Annotated in this window: 15 protein-coding genes; 9 read left to right on the forward strand and 6 right to left on the reverse strand. The window is 60.2% G+C overall.

Annotated elements, in window-relative coordinates; genetic code table 11:
* Positions 1 to 349 precede the first annotated feature (349 nt).
* From EQW76_RS05120 to EQW76_RS05140, 5 genes are all read left to right on the forward strand, one after another.
* Entirely contained in the window at positions 350 to 970 is a 621-nt protein-coding gene (locus EQW76_RS05120; RefSeq protein WP_142823335.1) for a 50S ribosomal protein L25/general stress protein Ctc, read from the forward strand.
* A 233-nt stretch (positions 971 to 1,203) separates the two neighbouring features.
* Positions 1,204 to 3,570 (forward strand): EAL domain-containing protein, encoded by a 2,367-nt coding sequence (locus tag EQW76_RS05125; protein ID WP_142823336.1) that lies wholly within the window; start codon positions 1,204 to 1,206, stop codon positions 3,568 to 3,570.
* A 20-nt stretch (positions 3,571 to 3,590) separates the two neighbouring features.
* Positions 3,591 to 4,310 carry a transporter substrate-binding domain-containing protein gene (locus tag EQW76_RS05130; RefSeq protein ID WP_142823337.1) on the forward strand — a complete coding sequence of 240 codons (720 nt, stop codon included), beginning with the start codon at positions 3,591 to 3,593 and terminating at the stop codon, positions 4,308 to 4,310.
* 94 nt (positions 4,311 to 4,404) lie between these two features.
* Positions 4,405 to 5,139: an aminoacyl-tRNA hydrolase gene (gene pth, locus EQW76_RS05135; RefSeq protein WP_142823338.1), complete on the forward strand. Its 735-nt coding sequence runs from the start codon at positions 4,405 to 4,407 to the stop codon at positions 5,137 to 5,139.
* Positions 5,136 to 5,597 carry a GNAT family N-acetyltransferase gene (locus EQW76_RS05140; protein ID WP_142823339.1) on the forward strand — a complete coding sequence of 154 codons (462 nt, stop codon included), beginning with the start codon at positions 5,136 to 5,138 and terminating at the stop codon, positions 5,595 to 5,597. Before pth ends, EQW76_RS05140 begins: the two co-directional genes overlap by 4 nt.
* A 44-nt stretch (positions 5,598 to 5,641) precedes the next feature.
* On the opposite strand, the gene clpS is transcribed toward EQW76_RS05140, so the two are convergent.
* Positions 5,642 to 5,953, reverse strand: coding sequence for an ATP-dependent Clp protease adapter ClpS (gene clpS, locus EQW76_RS05145; RefSeq protein ID WP_142823340.1), 312 nt, complete (start codon positions 5,951 to 5,953; stop codon positions 5,642 to 5,644).
* A 358-nt stretch (positions 5,954 to 6,311) separates the two neighbouring features.
* Between clpS and ychF the strand changes: the two genes are divergently transcribed.
* Genes ychF through EQW76_RS05160 form a run of 3 tightly spaced genes read left to right on the forward strand, consistent with a single transcriptional unit; the run spans position 6,312 to position 8,391 of the window.
* Positions 6,312 to 7,415 carry a redox-regulated ATPase YchF gene (gene ychF / locus EQW76_RS05150; protein WP_142823341.1) on the forward strand — a complete coding sequence of 368 codons (1,104 nt, stop codon included), beginning with the start codon at positions 6,312 to 6,314 and terminating at the stop codon, positions 7,413 to 7,415.
* A gap of 41 nt (positions 7,416 to 7,456) precedes the next feature.
* Positions 7,457 to 7,927, forward strand: a complete 471-nt coding sequence (locus EQW76_RS05155) for a MaoC family dehydratase (RefSeq protein WP_142823342.1) — start codon at positions 7,457 to 7,459, stop codon at positions 7,925 to 7,927.
* A complete protein-coding gene (locus EQW76_RS05160; RefSeq protein WP_142823343.1) occupies positions 7,924 to 8,391 on the forward strand; it encodes a MaoC family dehydratase in 468 nt (155 codons plus the stop codon). Before EQW76_RS05155 ends, EQW76_RS05160 begins: the two co-directional genes overlap by 4 nt.
* Before the next feature lie 27 nt (positions 8,392 to 8,418).
* Here the strand turns inward: EQW76_RS05160 and EQW76_RS05165 are convergent, their stop codons facing one another.
* The 4 genes from EQW76_RS05165 to petA form a co-directional block, all read right to left on the reverse strand.
* Entirely contained in the window at positions 8,419 to 8,961 is a 543-nt protein-coding gene (locus EQW76_RS05165) for an adenine phosphoribosyltransferase (protein WP_142823344.1), read from the reverse strand.
* Between the two features lie 166 nt (positions 8,962 to 9,127).
* Positions 9,128 to 9,985 (reverse strand): cytochrome c1, encoded by an 858-nt coding sequence (locus tag EQW76_RS05170; RefSeq protein WP_142823345.1) that lies wholly within the window; start codon positions 9,983 to 9,985, stop codon positions 9,128 to 9,130.
* A gap of 23 nt (positions 9,986 to 10,008) precedes the next feature.
* Positions 10,009 to 11,331, reverse strand: coding sequence for a cytochrome b N-terminal domain-containing protein (locus EQW76_RS05175; protein ID WP_142823346.1), 1,323 nt, complete (start codon positions 11,329 to 11,331; stop codon positions 10,009 to 10,011).
* A 15-nt stretch (positions 11,332 to 11,346) separates the two neighbouring features.
* Positions 11,347 to 11,925, reverse strand: coding sequence for a ubiquinol-cytochrome c reductase iron-sulfur subunit (gene petA, locus EQW76_RS05180; RefSeq protein WP_142823347.1), 579 nt, complete (start codon positions 11,923 to 11,925; stop codon positions 11,347 to 11,349).
* Between the two features lie 379 nt (positions 11,926 to 12,304).
* On the opposite strand from petA, the gene EQW76_RS05185 reads away from it, so the two are divergent.
* Entirely contained in the window at positions 12,305 to 13,237 is a 933-nt protein-coding gene (locus EQW76_RS05185) for an endonuclease/exonuclease/phosphatase family protein (protein ID WP_142823348.1), read from the forward strand.
* A gap of 5 nt (positions 13,238 to 13,242) precedes the next feature.
* On the opposite strand, the gene EQW76_RS05190 is transcribed toward EQW76_RS05185, so the two are convergent.
* Positions 13,243 to 15,105 carry an ABC transporter ATP-binding protein gene (locus tag EQW76_RS05190; protein WP_142823349.1) on the reverse strand — a complete coding sequence of 621 codons (1,863 nt, stop codon included), beginning with the start codon at positions 15,103 to 15,105 and terminating at the stop codon, positions 13,243 to 13,245.
* Positions 15,106 to 15,320 lie beyond the last annotated feature (215 nt).

Here is a 15,320-nt window from a genome sequence, read left to right on the forward strand (position 1 = left end):
CCTCCGATATTATCCATGCGACGCGGATCGGTTCCGCACTTCGGTAAATGCCCAAGTCTCGCATGTCGGAGAAACCGCAACCGATTTTCCGTAGAATACCCGGCGCAAATAGCCTGACATTCCCGTCTCCAGAAGACGAGGCCAAACCGCTTTTCGGCGTTAATATCGCGTTTCCGTCGCGATGCGGCCGGTAGTCTTGCGTTTTACAGTCTTTTGCCCTATACGCCACGCGTCCGCGCAGACACCCTTGGAGGCAATGCGGATGGGGCCGGTTTCGGCCGTCCTCCGGTCTTGCCACGCGGTTCACCGCAAAGGCCAAGACTCTCCAGTAATCTTGAAAGGAATTGCCATGAGCAACCAAAGCTATCAGCTCAAGGCCGACGCACGCGAACGGGTCGGTAAGGGGTCCGCCCGTGAACTTCGCCGCAAAGGTCTCATTCCTGCTGTCATCTATGGCGACAAGCAGGCTCCCGTTTCCATCACCTTGAACACCAATGAAGTCACCAAGCGCGTTCACGCCGGTGGCTTCCTGACAACGATCGTAACGGTCGAAGTCGACGGCAAGTCCTACCGCGTCCTGCCGAAGGACTACCAGCTCGACCCGGTCCGTGACTTCGTTCTGCACGTCGATTTTCTGCGCGTCTCCGGCAACACCCAGGTGACCGTTGAAATCCCGGTTCACTTCCTCAACGACGACAAGGCCCCTGGCATCAAGGTCGGCGGCGTTCTCAACATCGTTCGCCACGCCGTTGAAGTCACCTGCCCTGCCGACAAGATCCCGGAATCCTTCTCGGTCGACCTGACCGGCCTGAAGATCGGCGACAGCATCCACATTTCGGACGTTACACTGCCGAAAGATGTACAGCCTGTGATCACCGATCGTGACTTCACGATTGCCACGATCGTTCCGCCGGTAGTCGACGTCGTTGAAGACGAAACGACAGAAGAAGAAGGCACTTCGGAAGAGTAAGCTTTTCCGAAAACGTCGAAGAGATCAGAACCCGCCATCCTCAACGGACGGCGGGTTTTTTCGTGCCTGCAACCAAGTTGGGACCATTGGCCTCGGGCACCGCAGTACCACACCGTTAACCCCGCCGTTTCAGCAACCCTTAACAAATCTGTGAAACTTTACGCCACAGAGTTGCAGCCGTCCGATCGACATCGCTCGAGCGCCACCTTCAACCAGGGGAAGATTCGGACGCGATGAACAATTCCGTCGAAAACAGGTTTTTTGCGATCGTCTGCGGCGCCCTTCTGGTCTTTGTCGCACCGCTGTTCGTGCTGTTCCTGTTTCTCTCGTCGGAACGCGCCGAGAAGGAAATCCGCGATCACATCACGGTCTTGCTGGCCGCCAATGCACAGGCGCTTGCCAAGCCCCTCTGGGATCTGGACGAGGATACCATCACCCAGGTCAGCGCCACCACTGTCTCCGAGGGCGAGCAGGTCCAGGTCAATGTCCGCGATACATCCGGCCAGTTGGACATCACCCAGTCGACCATTCCCAAATCCTTCGACGGCAAGCTGGAATCGATCTCGCGCGCCATCACCTACAACACGGTGGACGGCAAGAAGACGCTCGGCACCATCACCGTTCTCTACCCGCAACTCGGCATCTTCGACGGACTGAAGCACGAAGAGATCGTCTTCATCTCGATTTTCATCTTCGCCGTACTGACCGTTTTCGGAACAGCCCTGATCGGTAACCGGATATTTGTCATCCAGCCGCTGATGCGGCTCGCCCATGCCATCGAGGCGACACGCCAGCTCGGCTCCCGCCACCACGTCGACTGGCAGTCGAACGACGAAATGGGTCGGCTGGCGCGCAGCTTCAACGAGATGCAGATCAAGCTGGAGCGCGAGGAGACGGAGCTGAAGCTCGCCCATCGCGGCGCAACCGATACCTACAACCTCACGCCCGCCATGCTGTTCTCCCTCGACGAGAACGATTGCATTTCCGCCGTCAGTGATTACTGGCTGGCCGCGACAGGCTACCGACGGGAGCAGGTGCTCGGCCGCCCCTTCGCCAGCCTGCTGATGGAACAGTCCCGCGAGAAATACATTCAGCGAAAGCAGCAACACGGCCGGGCCGCACCGCAGATCGAGGTGACGGTCAAGTTCCCCTGTATCGACGGCCGGATCATGGACCTGCTCATCCTGGAATCGACAGCCGTCAAGGGCGGACGGTCGCTGTCGGTCATGACGGATGTCACCGAACTCAAGCAATCCGAAGACCGCAATCTGCGCCAGGCGATCACCGATCACCTGACCGGCCTCCTGAACCGCCAGGGTTTCGAGACCGCGCTCGATGCCAAGATCAACGAGGCAGACCTGCGTCACCGGGAACTCGCCTGCCTGTTTATCGATCTTGACCGTTTCAAGTGGATCAACGACAATCTCGGCCACGCTGCCGGCGATGCAGCACTGTGCGAACTTGTCGCGCGCCTGCAGGCCCACCTATCGCCGGGTGACATCGCAGCCCGCCTCGGCGGAGACGAATTTGCAATTCTGATCTTGTCCGAAGACGCGGAAGAAAAGGCACTCGCCATGGCAGCCAGCGTCGCAGAGATCTTCGCAGCCCCGTTCGTCGGCGACGCCCGCCTGAGCGCCAGCATCGGTATCGCTATCTATCCGCGCCACGCTGCCAACGCCTCCGAATTGCTGCAGAAGTCCGACATGGCCATGTATGCCAAGAAACGCGAGGGCAAAAATGGCGCGCAGATCTTCGACAACAGCATGCTGGACGACGCACGTGGCCGCGCCGAGGTCGAAACCTTCATCGAGACTGGGCTGACCGAAGACTGGTTCGAGGCTTACCTGCAGCCGATCGTCAACATCGAGGATCGCGCGATCGCCGGCTTCGAGGCGCTCATGCGCCTGCATCATCCGCAGAAGGGCATCCTGCCGCCAAAGCCGATCATCGATATCGCCGAGGAAACGGGATCCATCATCCGCATCGGAACGCGGATCATGGAAAAAGCCATCGCCAACCTCGCCCGCATCTCCAAGCTCGACGGGATGCAGGATGTCTATCTCGCGATCAACTTCTCGCCGCTGCAGTTCGAGCCGGCACTGCCGGCCCTGATCGCCGGTTTACTCATGCGCCACGAAATCAAGCCGCAGCGGATCGTTATCGAGATCACCGAGGCGGTCCTGATGGACGACAATCCCGAGGTCCGCAACATCATCAATGAGATCTGCAGTTTCGGATGTCGCATCGCACTGGACGATTTCGGGACGGGCTATTCGTCGCTGAGCTACATCAACCGCTTTCCAGTCGACATCATCAAAATCGACCAGTCGTTCACCAAGGCCATCAACGACGCGTCTCCGGACGTCCGTCGCAAGAGCCGGATGCTGGTCGAAAGCATCACGACCCTGTCGCACAAGATGAACTGTACGGTGATCGCAGAAGGCATAGAGACCGAGGACGAGTGCGCGACGCTGATCGCCATGGGTATCGACTATGGCCAGGGCTATCTCTTCCACAGGCCACAGCATCCGGATGCGCTGATGGAAACGCTGGCAGGCCGCATGCCCGGCGGTCGCAGCAGCATGGCCATCGCATCCTGAACCTCGCGCGGGAGAAGCCCATGATCAAAATGCTTTTGCCTCTCCTGATCGCCTCCCATCTCACCGTCACGGCCGAGGCGCAGACCGTATCCTTCGTGACCGAAGAATATCCGCCCTTCAGCTACCGCGAAGGAAGCGACATCAAGGGCGCTGCCGTCGACCAGATCAAGCTGCTGATGCGCGGATTGAACGACTTTACCATCGACGTCGTCCCTTGGGCTCGCGCCTATTCACAAGCCCGCACGACACCGATGAACTGCGTATTTGCAACTGCCCATACAACGGAGCGCGATGCCCTGTTCAAATGGGTGGAGCCACTGCTGATCGACCGCAATTTCCTCGTCAAGCATACCGGCACCGCGGTGAACGCTGCAACCCTCGAGCAAGCAAGGCAGTTTTCCGTCGGCACCTGGCGCGAGGACTATACGGAGACCCTGCTGCGCAATCTCGATTTCCCGAAGATCGACGTTGCCACCACCATGTCGGCGACGCTGAAAAAACTGATGAACGACCGCATCGACATGATGCCGCTATCGGAACCCTACATGGACAAGCTGATCAAGGAGGGCAAGCCGCTGGAGCGCGTCGTCCTCTTATCGCGCCAGGTGATTGGCATCGCCTGCCACAAGGATTTTCCGGAGGATTTGCGCCAGAAGATGCAGGTTGCCTTGACCGCACTGATCGCCGACGGAACGCAGAAGCAACTCTTCGAGCAATACGGCATGGCGCTCGAAAACTGACGCTTGGCCCCCTCACCCGTCAGAAAATCCGTCTTGACTTGACGACCCATTCGCGTCGATGAACGGCTCCGTCATCTGCGAAAGGACGACAGCCATGCTTCTTATCGCCGGCCTCGGCAATCCCGGCCCCCAGTACAAAGCCAATCGCCACAACATCGGCTTCCTGGCCGTCGATGCCATCCACCGTCGCCACAGCTTCTCGCCCTGGACGAAGAAGTTCAAGGCCGTCATTGCCGAAGGTGAACTCGATGGCCAGAAGGTACTGCTGATCAAGCCGCAAACATTCATGAACCTGTCGGGCGAGTCCGTCGCGGAGGCGATGCGCTTTTACAAGCTGCAGCCTTCGGATCTCGTCGTCATCTACGATGAACTCGATCTCGTTCCGGGCCGCGCACGGCTGAAGACGGGCGGCGGCCATGGCGGACACAACGGCATCAAGTCGATAGACGCCCATGCCGGCCGGGAATATCGCCGCCTTCGCCTCGGCATCGGCCATCCCGGCGTCAAGGACCTGGTACAGAGCTACGTGCTCGGCGACTTCGCCAAGTCCGACAAGACCTGGCTCGAGCCTCTGCTCGAAACGCTGGCCGACCACGCCGACATGCTTGTCCGCAACGAGGACTCGCAGTTGATGAACAAGCTGGCGCTCGCTGTCGGCGACAAGTCGTCGGAAGAAAAGGCACCGAAGCTGGCCGCATCGGGAAAGCCACCAGGCCAGTCGCACATCCGCGCTGCACGCAATTTCAACCAGCCCAAGGCCCTGCCGACCACAGGACCGATGGCGGACATGCTGAAGAAGTTGTTTGGCGGTAAGGACGGCGACCAATGACCGGCAGCGGGGAAGCAGGGTTTGCCGTACGCCAGGCCGAAGCTTCGGACCTTGACCAGCTTCTCGACCTCTACCGGCAACTAAACCCCGCCGATCCCGAACCGACGGCGGATGCGGCGCAGACCGCTTACGCAGAAATGCTGGCGCAGCCGGGCCTCCGTGTCTTTCTCGGGACCGCCGACCATCGACCGGTGTCCACGGCAACGCTTCTGATCATCCCCAACCTTACCCGTGGAACTCGACCTTACGCTCTCATCGAAAATGTCGTGACGCTGGAGGAGCAACGCAGCAAAGGCTATGGGCGCACTGTTATGCTGCACGCCATTGATGTCGCCTTTACCGCCGGCTGTTACAAGGTGATGCTGCTGACAGAGCGGCAGCGCGAACATATACATCGCTTCTATGAAAGCTGCGGTTTCACCCAGAACAAGGCCGGCTTCCAGATCCGCAACGATTGAACGTCAAAAGAGGATAGCCTCCCAGGCAACAATGCTCTCCCCGCCTATTCCTCCGGCTCGGTGGTGAACATCAGCGGGAATCCGGCTTCCTTGCCGTAGTCGGTGGCTTCCTTGGCCTTGGTCTCGGCAATGTCCTTGGCGCATACGACGATGACGCAGGAACCCAGTTGATGGGCTGTCATCATCATCCTCGCTCCGGTTTCCTCGCTCATGCGGAACACGGCCTTCAGCACCATGATGACGAAGTCGCGCGGCGTAAAATCGTCGTTGATCAGGATGACCTTGTACATCTTGGGCTGCTCAAGCTTAGGCTTGGTCACGGTCTTGGGTTTGAGGTTTGTACTGCTGGCACTCATGGAAAATCCGTCTCCTGAAGACGCCGGAGCTCTGCTGGGCTCGACTTGGCCTTATATTGCGCTGCGACAGGCTGTGTTCAAGCGGACAATGTTCAAGAACGAACATGCGTGTCTTACAAGCTGAGGCCCCTGCTCGATAACCAGCGCGGCCGATGGGCAAACCATAGCGCCCCCGATAGAATCGACCGGCCTTTTGACGTTATCGCGCCGCCTTTCAATCCCATCGCCTCGTCGCGGATTGTAGGGCAAATCCGCCATACCTTCAAGACAACGGCCCTGCAGGTGCCGAAAGGCTTGACCGCCCTGCTCCTTTATCTCATACGCACAGAACATTTCCAGTAAATCAGGTGTCACAGCCATGGGCTTCAAATGCGGTATCGTCGGCCTTCCGAATGTCGGTAAGTCCACACTCTTCAATGCGCTGACCAAGACGGCGCAGGCTCAGGCGGCCAACTATCCGTTCTGTACCATCGAACCGAACACCGGCGAAGTCGCCGTGCCGGATCCGCGCATGCAGAAGCTGGCCGGTATTGCGGGCTCGAAGGAAATCATCCCGACCCGCATTTCCTTCGTCGACATCGCAGGCCTCGTGCGCGGAGCCTCCAAGGGCGAAGGCCTCGGCAACAAGTTCCTCGCCAATATCCGCGAAGTCGATGCTGTCGTGCACGTGCTGCGCTGCTTCGAAGACGACGACATCACCCACGTCGAAGGCCGCATCAATCCGGTCGGCGATGCCGAGACAATTGACACGGAACTGATGCTGGCCGATCTCGAGAGCCTGGAGCGCCGCACCGAGCAGACTCGCAAGCGCGCCAAGAGCAACGACAAGGAATCGATGACGCTGTTGCCGATGATGGACGCGTCGCTCGCGCTCCTCAACGAAGGCAAGCCGGTCCGCACCCTGCTGCCGAAACTCGACGCCGAAGAGCTGGAGATCCTGAAGGGGCTGAACCTGCTGACGTCGCACCCGGTGCTCTACGTCTGCAACGTCGCCGAAAGCGATGCGGTCAGCGGCAACGCTCATACTAAGGCCGTGGAAGAAATGGCCAAGGCGCAAGGGTCGCAATGCGTCATCATCTCGGCTGCCATCGAATCCGAAGTGGCGCAGCTGCCGGATGAGGAATCCAAGGAGTTTCTGGAGGCCCTCGGTCTAGAGGAAGCCGGTCTCGACCGCCTGATCCGCGCCGGCTACAGCTTGCTCGACCTCATCACCTACTTCACCGTCGGCCCCAAGGAAACGCGCGCCTGGACGATTGCGCGTGGCACGAAGGCACCGGCAGCGGCCGGCGTCATCCACACCGATTTCGAACGCGGCTTCATCCGCGCCTTCACCATCAGCTACGACGACTACATCAACTTCAAGGGTGAAGTCGGCGCCAAGGAAGCTGGCAAGGGCCGCGACGAAGGCAAGGAATACGTGGTCCAGGACGGCGACGTCATCCACTTCCGCTTCAACACCTGATCCGGCGCAAGCCGTATCGCGCGAAACGGGAGGAGACCGCGATGGCTGACGAGAGACTTGCATTCGAAGATTTCACCGTCGGCCGCAGCTTTCCGCTCGGCCCGATGGCGGTGGCGTCGGCGGAAATCATCGCATTCGCGCAGGAATTCGATCCGCAGCCGATGCATCTTGACGAGGAAGCCGGCCGCGCCAGCATCCTCGGAGGCCTTGCAGCGTCGGGCTGGCATACCTCGTCGATGTTCATGCGGATGATGTTCGACAGCTTCCTGTGCCGTTCGCTTTCCGAAGGCTCGCCGGGCATCGACCTCATGGAATGGCGCAAGCCGGTCCTCGCCGGCGATACGCTGTCCGGTCGTTCCACGGTGCTCCAGTCCCGTCCCATGCGGTCCCGCCCGGGGATCGGTATCGTCAAATTCCGTCACGAGGTGGAGAACCAACGCGGCGAGATCGTCAGCCTCGGGGAAAACTCCATCATGTTCCGCATCGAGACTGCGGCACGGGGTCCGGCATGACCATGGCGGAGACCTATGCCATCGGCCTCAAGGTCGATATCGGCACCTATACCTTCGACGCGGATCGCATCGTCGCCTATGCGACGCGCTTTGACCCTCAGCCTTTCCACGTCGATCCGGAAGCGGCGAGACAATCGCTGTTCGGCGGCCTCTGCGCCTCTGGCTGGCACAGCTGCTCGGCCTGGATGAAGACCTTCGTCGCCTTCTGGAACGAAGAAACCGCCCGCCTCGAAGGCCAAGGGCTGAAAACGCCGAAACTCGGCCCCTCGCCCGGCTTCAAGAACCTGCAATGGCTGCGACCGATCTTTGCCGGCGACACGGTGCGCTATTCGGTGACGCTGTTGTCGAGCCGCAGCCTCGCCTCGCGCCCGGGATGGATCATCAACACCATCCTCTGCGAGGGCGGGAACCAGGACGGCATCCCGGTTCTCCGTTTCGAAAGTAGCGTCCTCGAATTCGAGTGACGCCGCTCTCGATGGCTCGGGAACCGGCTAGTGGCCCGAGAATTCCACCAGCGTGTGCACGGCCACATCCAGCGCTTCGAGCTTCCGGCGACCACCGAGATCCGGCAGGTCGATGACGAAGCAGGCAGCCACCACCTCAGCGCCCATCTGCCGCAGCAACTGCGTCGCGCCGACAGCGGTGCCGCCGGTGGCGATGAGGTCGTCGATAAGGATCACCTGTTCGCCGGGCATGACCGCATCGCGGTGCATCTCCATTTCGTCGAGGCCGTATTCCAGGCTGTAGGCGATGCTGACTGTTTCATGGGGCAGCTTGCCCTTCTTGCGGATAGGGATGAAGCCGGCAGACAGCTGGTGAGCCACAGCGCCGCCGAGAATGAAGCCACGCGCTTCCATGCCGGCGACCTTGTCGATCTTCATGCCGGCACAGATCTGCACAAGTTCATCGACGGCACGCCGGAAAGCCCGGGGATTGCCGAGCAGCGTAGTGATATCGCGGAACATGATGCCGGGCTTAGGATAATCCGGAATGGAGCGGATCGATCGGATAAGTTCATTGTCACGGGTTGTCATTGGCGAAGGAGCCTGCTGCTGTTCGTTGCAAAAAGCCACCAATAGGGTGGAGCAGCCAGCCATGTCCAGCCGAAAGCGTAATCGTCATTGCGCAAGCAGAGACAGCTTCGAACCTAGCAATGACGAGGCCGCCCGAGGCGGCATCGTCTTAAACCTATTGTCCTTCTTAGTGCTCGGTCTTGGCGTAGACCGACCGCTTTACCAGATAGATCAGGACGGTGAAGATCAGCAGGAACACCATGACCATGAAGCCGGTGTGCTTGCGCTCCTCCAGATGCGGCTCGGCGGCCCACATCAGGAAGGAAGAGACATCGCGGGCGTACTGGTCGACCGTCTGGGGCGATCCGTCGTCATAGGTCACCTGGCCATCCGACAGCGGCTTCGGCATAGCCAGCACGGCTGCCGCATGGAAGTACGGATTGTAGTGCCCGTTCGGCGGCACCTGGAAACCGGCCGGCGGTTCCTCGTAGCCTGTCAGCAGCGAGTATATGTAATCCGGCCCGCTCTCCTGATACTGCGTGAAAATATCGAAGACGAACCCCGGGAAGCCGCGCTCGACCTCACGCGCCTTGGCAAGCAGCGAGAAGTCCGGCGGTGCGGCACCGTGGTTGGCAGCCTCAGCCGCTTCCTTGTTGGGAAAAGGCGACGGGAAATGGTCGGATGGAACAGCCTTCCGGGTGTACATCTCCCCTTGCGCGTTCGGTCCGTCCTGCGTCTCGTAGTTGGCGGCGAAGGTCTTAATCTGCGCCTCCGAATAGCCGAGATCGCTGAGCGTGCGAAACGGCACGAGGCTCATCGAATGGCAGGCGGAACAGACCTCGGCATAGACCTTAAGCCCACGCTGCAGCTGCGCCTTGTCGTAGTAGCCGAAGGGACCGGCGAACGTCCATTTTTGCTCCCGCGGCTCCTTGAGCGGATAGACCGGTGTTGCCTCGGCGGGCGGCTTGGTGTCCTCGGCATGAAGCGCCGTGCCTGCGCCGGCGAGGAGTGCCAGCGTCAGAAAGCCGGCAGCAAACTTGCTCATCATCGTCTTCCCCATCGCCACGCTCATGCCCCGACCACGACCGCTGGAGCGGACTTGCGGTTCTGCTTCTCGAGTACCGCCTCGGTGATCGAGTTCGGTATTCGTCGCGGTGTCTCGACCAGGCCGAGGACCGGCATGATCACCAGGAAGAAGCCGTAGTAGAAGAGTGTCCCGAACTGCGAGTAGGCGACGTAATTGCCCCTGAGGTCGCCATGGAACAAGAGGCCGAAAAGCCCGGTCCCCTCCGCCGGCATAGCTCCGAGCCAACCGAGGAAGATTGCGTTGGCGACGAACAGCCAGAAGCACACCTTGTACCAGGGACGGTAGACAGCCGAGCGAACCTTCGACGTATCGAGCCACGGCACGAAAAACAGCACCAGGATCGCGCCGAACATGGTGAGCACGCCGGCCAGCTTCGAGTCGATGGGCCCGATGTTGAAGGTAATCGAGCGCAGCATCGCGTAGAACGGCAGGAAATACCATTCAGGCACGATATGCGCCGGCGTTTTCAGCGGATCGGCAGGAATGTAGTTGTCGGCGTGGCCAAGATAGTTCGGCAGGTAGAAGACGAAGTAGGCGTAGACCAGCAGGAACACGGATACACCGAGCGCATCCTTCATCGTCGCATAGGGCGTGAAGCGCACCGTATCCGTCTTGGTCTTGATCTCGACGCCGGTCGGGTTCGTCTGGCCCGCCACATGCAGCGCCCAGATGTGCAGCACGACGACGCCGGCGATCATGAACGGCAGCAGGTAGTGCAGCGAGAAGAAGCGGTTCAGCGTCGGATTGTCGACGGCAAAGCCGCCAAGCAGGAATTGTTGGACCCATTCACCGACGTAGGGCAGCGCAGAGAAAAAGCCGGTGATCACGGTCGCGCCCCAGAACGACATCTGGCCCCAGGGAAGCACATAGCCCATGAACCCGGCCGCCATCATCAGCAGGTAGATGATGACGCCAAGGATCCAGAGAACCTCGCGCGGTGCCTTGTAGGAACCGTAATACAGCCCTCGAGCGATGTGCAGGTAGACAGCGACAAAGAAGAACGAGGCACCGTTGGCATGCATGTAGCGCAGCAGCCAGCCATGGTTGACGTCACGCATGATCTTTTCGACGGAATTGAACGCCACGGTCGTCTCGGCGGCGTAATGCATCGCCAGAACCACGCCTGTCAGGATCTGCAGCACCAGCATGACAGCCAGCATAGCGCCGAACGTATAGGCATAGTTCAGGTTGCGCGGCACCGGATAGGCGACAAAGCTGTCATAGACCAGACGCGGCAAAGGAAGCCGCGAGTCGATCCACTTTTCAAGTCCGGTGGATGGCTCGTAGGTTGATTGACCACTCATGATTCAGTATCCCCCTCAACCGATCTTGATCACTTTGTCGGATGTAAATGCGAACGTCGGTATGGCGAGGTTCATGGGTGCGGGACCCTTCCGGATACGACCGGCAGTGTCATAGACCGACCCATGGCAGGGACAGAACCACCCGCCATATTCCCCCGACGTGCCGAGCGGCACACAGCCGAGATGGGTGCAGGAACCGATCATCACGATCCAGTTCTCCTTGCCCTTGCCGGCCGAGCGGGCGACGTCACTAGCTGGTTCTTCGGGAGGCAGGTTGGCGTTGCGCGCGACCGGATCTTTGAGATCGCCGATCGGGGCGGAATTGGCCTCGGCGATTTCTTTTTCTGTCCGGTTGCGGATGAAGACCGGTTTGCCACGCCATTTGACTGTCAACGACATGCCGGGCTCAAGGCTGGAAACATCGATTTCGACGGAAGCAAGCGCCAGTGTGGATTGATCCGGCCGCATCTGGTCGATAAATGGCCAGACGGCCGAAACGGCACCGACCACGCCGGCCATGCCGGCTGCTATATATAGAAAATCGCGCCGCGTCGGCTCGCCCAAGGTCTCGCTCTTCGTGTCGTTCTCGCTCACGCGGCCCCTCCTCTTCACGCAGAACCGCGGATGTGCCGCGGCAATCCTTCAACTCCGGCGAATCGCCCAGGCCACAATTCTGCCATAGATTTTCTCCGCCCCCAGCCGGTTTCTAAGCTTGATCGAACGCCATGTCCAGTCTTGCCAGCGGAGGTGGGCACAATGTCGCGGGCAAAACTACAGTTTTATGGGCGCATGACAGATCAAAACCGTCTACGCTTGGGGTATTGTGGTAACCGCATGAATTGCCGACGAATTCGCAAAGCAAATCCCCGCGTTGCACTGCAAAAATAACTATCGCAAACTTGCTGCGTTGCAACAACAGGGGCACCGTGCTAGTCGCTCCACAGAAGCGCCCATCCAGAGGTTACCCAGGGTCATGAGAGATACCATCTACTGCGTGATATCGGTGGTGACCACCTGCATTCTCGGCATCCTGGCGGCCCGTTATGTCACGCACCTGTGGATCCTCGCCTTCTTCGAGAGCCTGCAGACCCACATCGGCATCGCCTGCATTGTCGGAGCGCTGCTGGCGCTTGCCGTGCGTCGCCACTGGTACGCCATCGCCATGCTGGTCGTGGCGATCGCCATCACCGGTCATTCGATCGTCCTGCTTCAGGCCCGCGCAGAAACGCCGGCTCCCGCTGACGCGCAGCCATCCTACCGGCTGCTGTCTTTCAACATCGACGGCGACAATTTCGCCAATTCGGAAAAAATTGCCGATCTCGTTCTCAACTCCAAGGCCGATGTCGTGGAAATGTTCGAGGCGCCGCCGATGCTGTCGCAGATGACGCGACTGGCTGCCATCTATCCATACCGCATCGGCTGCGGCGTGATGGAGGACAATTGCGACAGCCTGTTGATGTCCAAACGCCCGTTCCTCTCGCAGTCGATTGGTAGCCTCAGCGGGTTGTGGAGAAACCGGTTCATTCTGGCGACCATCGACATCGATGGCCAGAAGATCGCCTTCGCCTCCGCCCATCTGAGCAAACCCTATTTCGACGACTTCCATGCCGACGAACTGGCTGCCCTGTCCGACGACTTGAACGCGGTCGGCGAACCGCTGCTGCTCGCCGGCGATTTCAATGCGGCCGTGGTCGAACCAGACATGCAGGCGTTTCTCCGCCGCAGCAATCTGGACCACGTTTTCCCGGAGCCCGCGACCTGGCCGATCGAGACCGGCGCCTTAGGTATCGCCATCGATCACGTGTTTGCGAGGCCGCCGCTGCAGCTGAAATCCGTGCGTCGGATCGAGGATGCCATGGGGTCAAACCACTACGGGCTCATCACCGACTTCACCATCGCCCGTTAGCCCGACTATTCCGCGTCGACGGCAATGAAGCCTCCCGATTGCCTCGCCCAGAGCTCGGCGTAGAGGCCGTTGCGCGAGAGCAGTTCCGCGTGGCTGCCATCCTCGATTATCCGCCCCTTCTCGATGACAACGAGGCGGTCGAGGGCTGCAATCGTCGACAGCCGATGGGCGATTGCCAGAACCGTCTTGCCCTCCATCATCGCCAGCAGATTGGACTGCAAGGCTGCCTCCACTTCGGAATCCAGTGCCGAGGTCGCCTCGTCGAGCACCAGGATCGGCGCATCCTTGAGCATGACCCTGGCAATGGAGATGCGCTGACGCTGGCCGCCGGACAGCTTGACCCCACGCTCACCGACATGGGCGGAGAAGCCTTTGCGGCCATTCTGGTCCTCGAGATCGGCGATGAATGTGTCCGCCTCGGCCCGCCTGGTAGCCTGAAGCAGCAGGTCGGCGCCCGCATCAGGCCGACCAAACAGGATGTTGTCGCGGATGGAGCGGTTGAGCAGCGCCGTATCCTGCGTCACCATGCCTATAGCCGCGCGCAGCGATTCCTGGGTGACGCCGGAAATATCCTGACCGTCGATCAGGATGCTGCCGGCTTCCAGATCGTAAAAACGCAGCAGCAGGTTAACCAGCGTCGTCTTGCCGGCACCGGAGCGGCCGACGATACCGACCTTTTCACCAGGCTTGATGACCAGCGAGAAATCTTCGATTACGCCGCTGCCGCGCCCATAATGAAACCTGACCTTCTCGAAGCGAATCTCCGGCCGCGACACCACCAGCGCCTTTGCGTCCGGCCGGTCGACCAGCCCGATCGGCTGAGAGATCATCTCCGCGGCGTTCTGGATGGTCCCCAGATTGCGCATGATCGAGTTGAACTGCGTCATCATCCGGCCGAACAACATGTTGAGGCGCAGCACCATGCTGAGCGTAAAGGCCACCCCGCCCGTCGTGATTGTCCCGGAGAGCCAAAGCTGGATCGCAAAGGCGGCAATGCTGGTGATCATCACACCCGACAGCAAGGCGAGCGACGAGCGCACCCCGGTCAACAGCCGCGTGAAAGGCATGACCGCCGCCTGGAAGCGGTCGAAGCCGTCGCGGATATAGAGATCGTTGCGGTCCTCGCGGCCGAAGAGCTTGAGTGTCTGGATATTGGCGTAGGCATCGACCATGCGGCCGTTGAGCATCGACGAGGCCTCGGCGGCATCGCGGGCATGGCGACGGATGCGCGGTACGAAAAAGCGTGCCAGCAGGCAGAACATGCCGATCCAGACGGCAACGATCAGCGCCAGCCTCCAGTCGAGCCCGCCGACAAGGGCTACCGTGGACGCCGCATAGATGATGATGAACCACACCACCTGCAGCAACGACACCACGAGATCGCCGGTCGACTGGCCGGCAGACCAGACTTTGGTGACGATCCGCCCGGAAAAGTCGTTCTGGAAGAAGCTCAGCGATTGGCGGGCGACATGCACATAGGCCTGCCAGCGAACCAGGTTCAGAAAGCCCGGCACGACCACCTGCTCCTCGACCAGTGCACCAAGGCTGACGACGATGAAACGCACGACGAGCACGACGAAAACCATGCCCAGCAACGACCAGCCGTGACCGGACAGAAGCCCGTGCCAGCCATCGCCTTTGGGAACCGTGTCGAGGATGTCAACGAGATGGCCGACGAACCAGAACAGCGCCGCCTCGAGCATCGCCACGGCACCACCGAGCACTGCCATCGCCAGAAACGGCCCTTTGGCCTGGCGGACATAGTACCAGATGAACGCGTAAAGCGACTGCGGCGGCCGCAGTTCGTCATTGCGATAGAACGGATCGAGCCATGTCTCGAAAAGGCGGACGACGGTGCGGATCAACATGTGTGCGATATAGGCAGTTTTCTACGGAGGGCAAAGGGTTGGTTCGCCCCAAGTGTCTGCACGTCCGTCACGTTGGCGACCGCCTTTCCGCTCGGGAGCAGCCGGCGAACGCAGCGTGATTTTGCCCCCTTTCGGCACAAATTCGCGGGCAGACAATCAGTCGGACATCGAGAGTTCACCAAAACCTGACAATGACGCTTGCACTCGAGCGGCAC

The sequence above is a fragment of the Rhizobium sp. rho-13.1 genome (genome assembly GCF_007000305.1).
Taxonomy (GTDB): domain Bacteria; phylum Pseudomonadota; class Alphaproteobacteria; order Rhizobiales; family Rhizobiaceae; genus Rhizobium; species Rhizobium rhododendri.

Bases quoted from the DNA above. Each gene is read 5' to 3' on its own strand.
- EQW76_RS05120 (WP_142823335.1), top strand. From the start codon at position 350: ATGAGCAACCAAAGCTATCAGCTCAAGGCCGACGCACGCGAACGGGTC.
- EQW76_RS05125 (WP_142823336.1), top strand. From the start codon at position 1,204: ATGAACAATTCCGTCGAAAACAGGTTTTTTGCGATCGTCTGCGGCGCC.
- EQW76_RS05130 (WP_142823337.1), top strand. From the start codon at position 3,591: ATGATCAAAATGCTTTTGCCTCTCCTGATCGCCTCCCATCTCACCGTC.
- pth (WP_142823338.1), top strand. From the start codon at position 4,405: ATGCTTCTTATCGCCGGCCTCGGCAATCCCGGCCCCCAGTACAAAGCC.
- EQW76_RS05140 (WP_142823339.1), top strand. From the start codon at position 5,136: ATGACCGGCAGCGGGGAAGCAGGGTTTGCCGTACGCCAGGCCGAAGCT.
- clpS (WP_142823340.1), bottom strand. From the start codon at position 5,953: ATGAGTGCCAGCAGTACAAACCTCAAACCCAAGACCGTGACCAAGCCT.
- ychF (WP_142823341.1), top strand. From the start codon at position 6,312: ATGGGCTTCAAATGCGGTATCGTCGGCCTTCCGAATGTCGGTAAGTCC.
- EQW76_RS05155 (WP_142823342.1), top strand. From the start codon at position 7,457: ATGGCTGACGAGAGACTTGCATTCGAAGATTTCACCGTCGGCCGCAGC.
- EQW76_RS05160 (WP_142823343.1), top strand. From the start codon at position 7,924: ATGACCATGGCGGAGACCTATGCCATCGGCCTCAAGGTCGATATCGGC.
- EQW76_RS05165 (WP_142823344.1), bottom strand. From the start codon at position 8,961: ATGACAACCCGTGACAATGAACTTATCCGATCGATCCGCTCCATTCCG.
- EQW76_RS05170 (WP_142823345.1), bottom strand. From the start codon at position 9,985: ATGAGCAAGTTTGCTGCCGGCTTTCTGACGCTGGCACTCCTCGCCGGC.
- EQW76_RS05175 (WP_142823346.1), bottom strand. From the start codon at position 11,331: ATGAGTGGTCAATCAACCTACGAGCCATCCACCGGACTTGAAAAGTGG.
- EQW76_RS05185 (WP_142823348.1), top strand. From the start codon at position 12,305: ATGAGAGATACCATCTACTGCGTGATATCGGTGGTGACCACCTGCATT.
- EQW76_RS05190 (WP_142823349.1), bottom strand. From the start codon at position 15,105: ATGTTGATCCGCACCGTCGTCCGCCTTTTCGAGACATGGCTCGATCCG.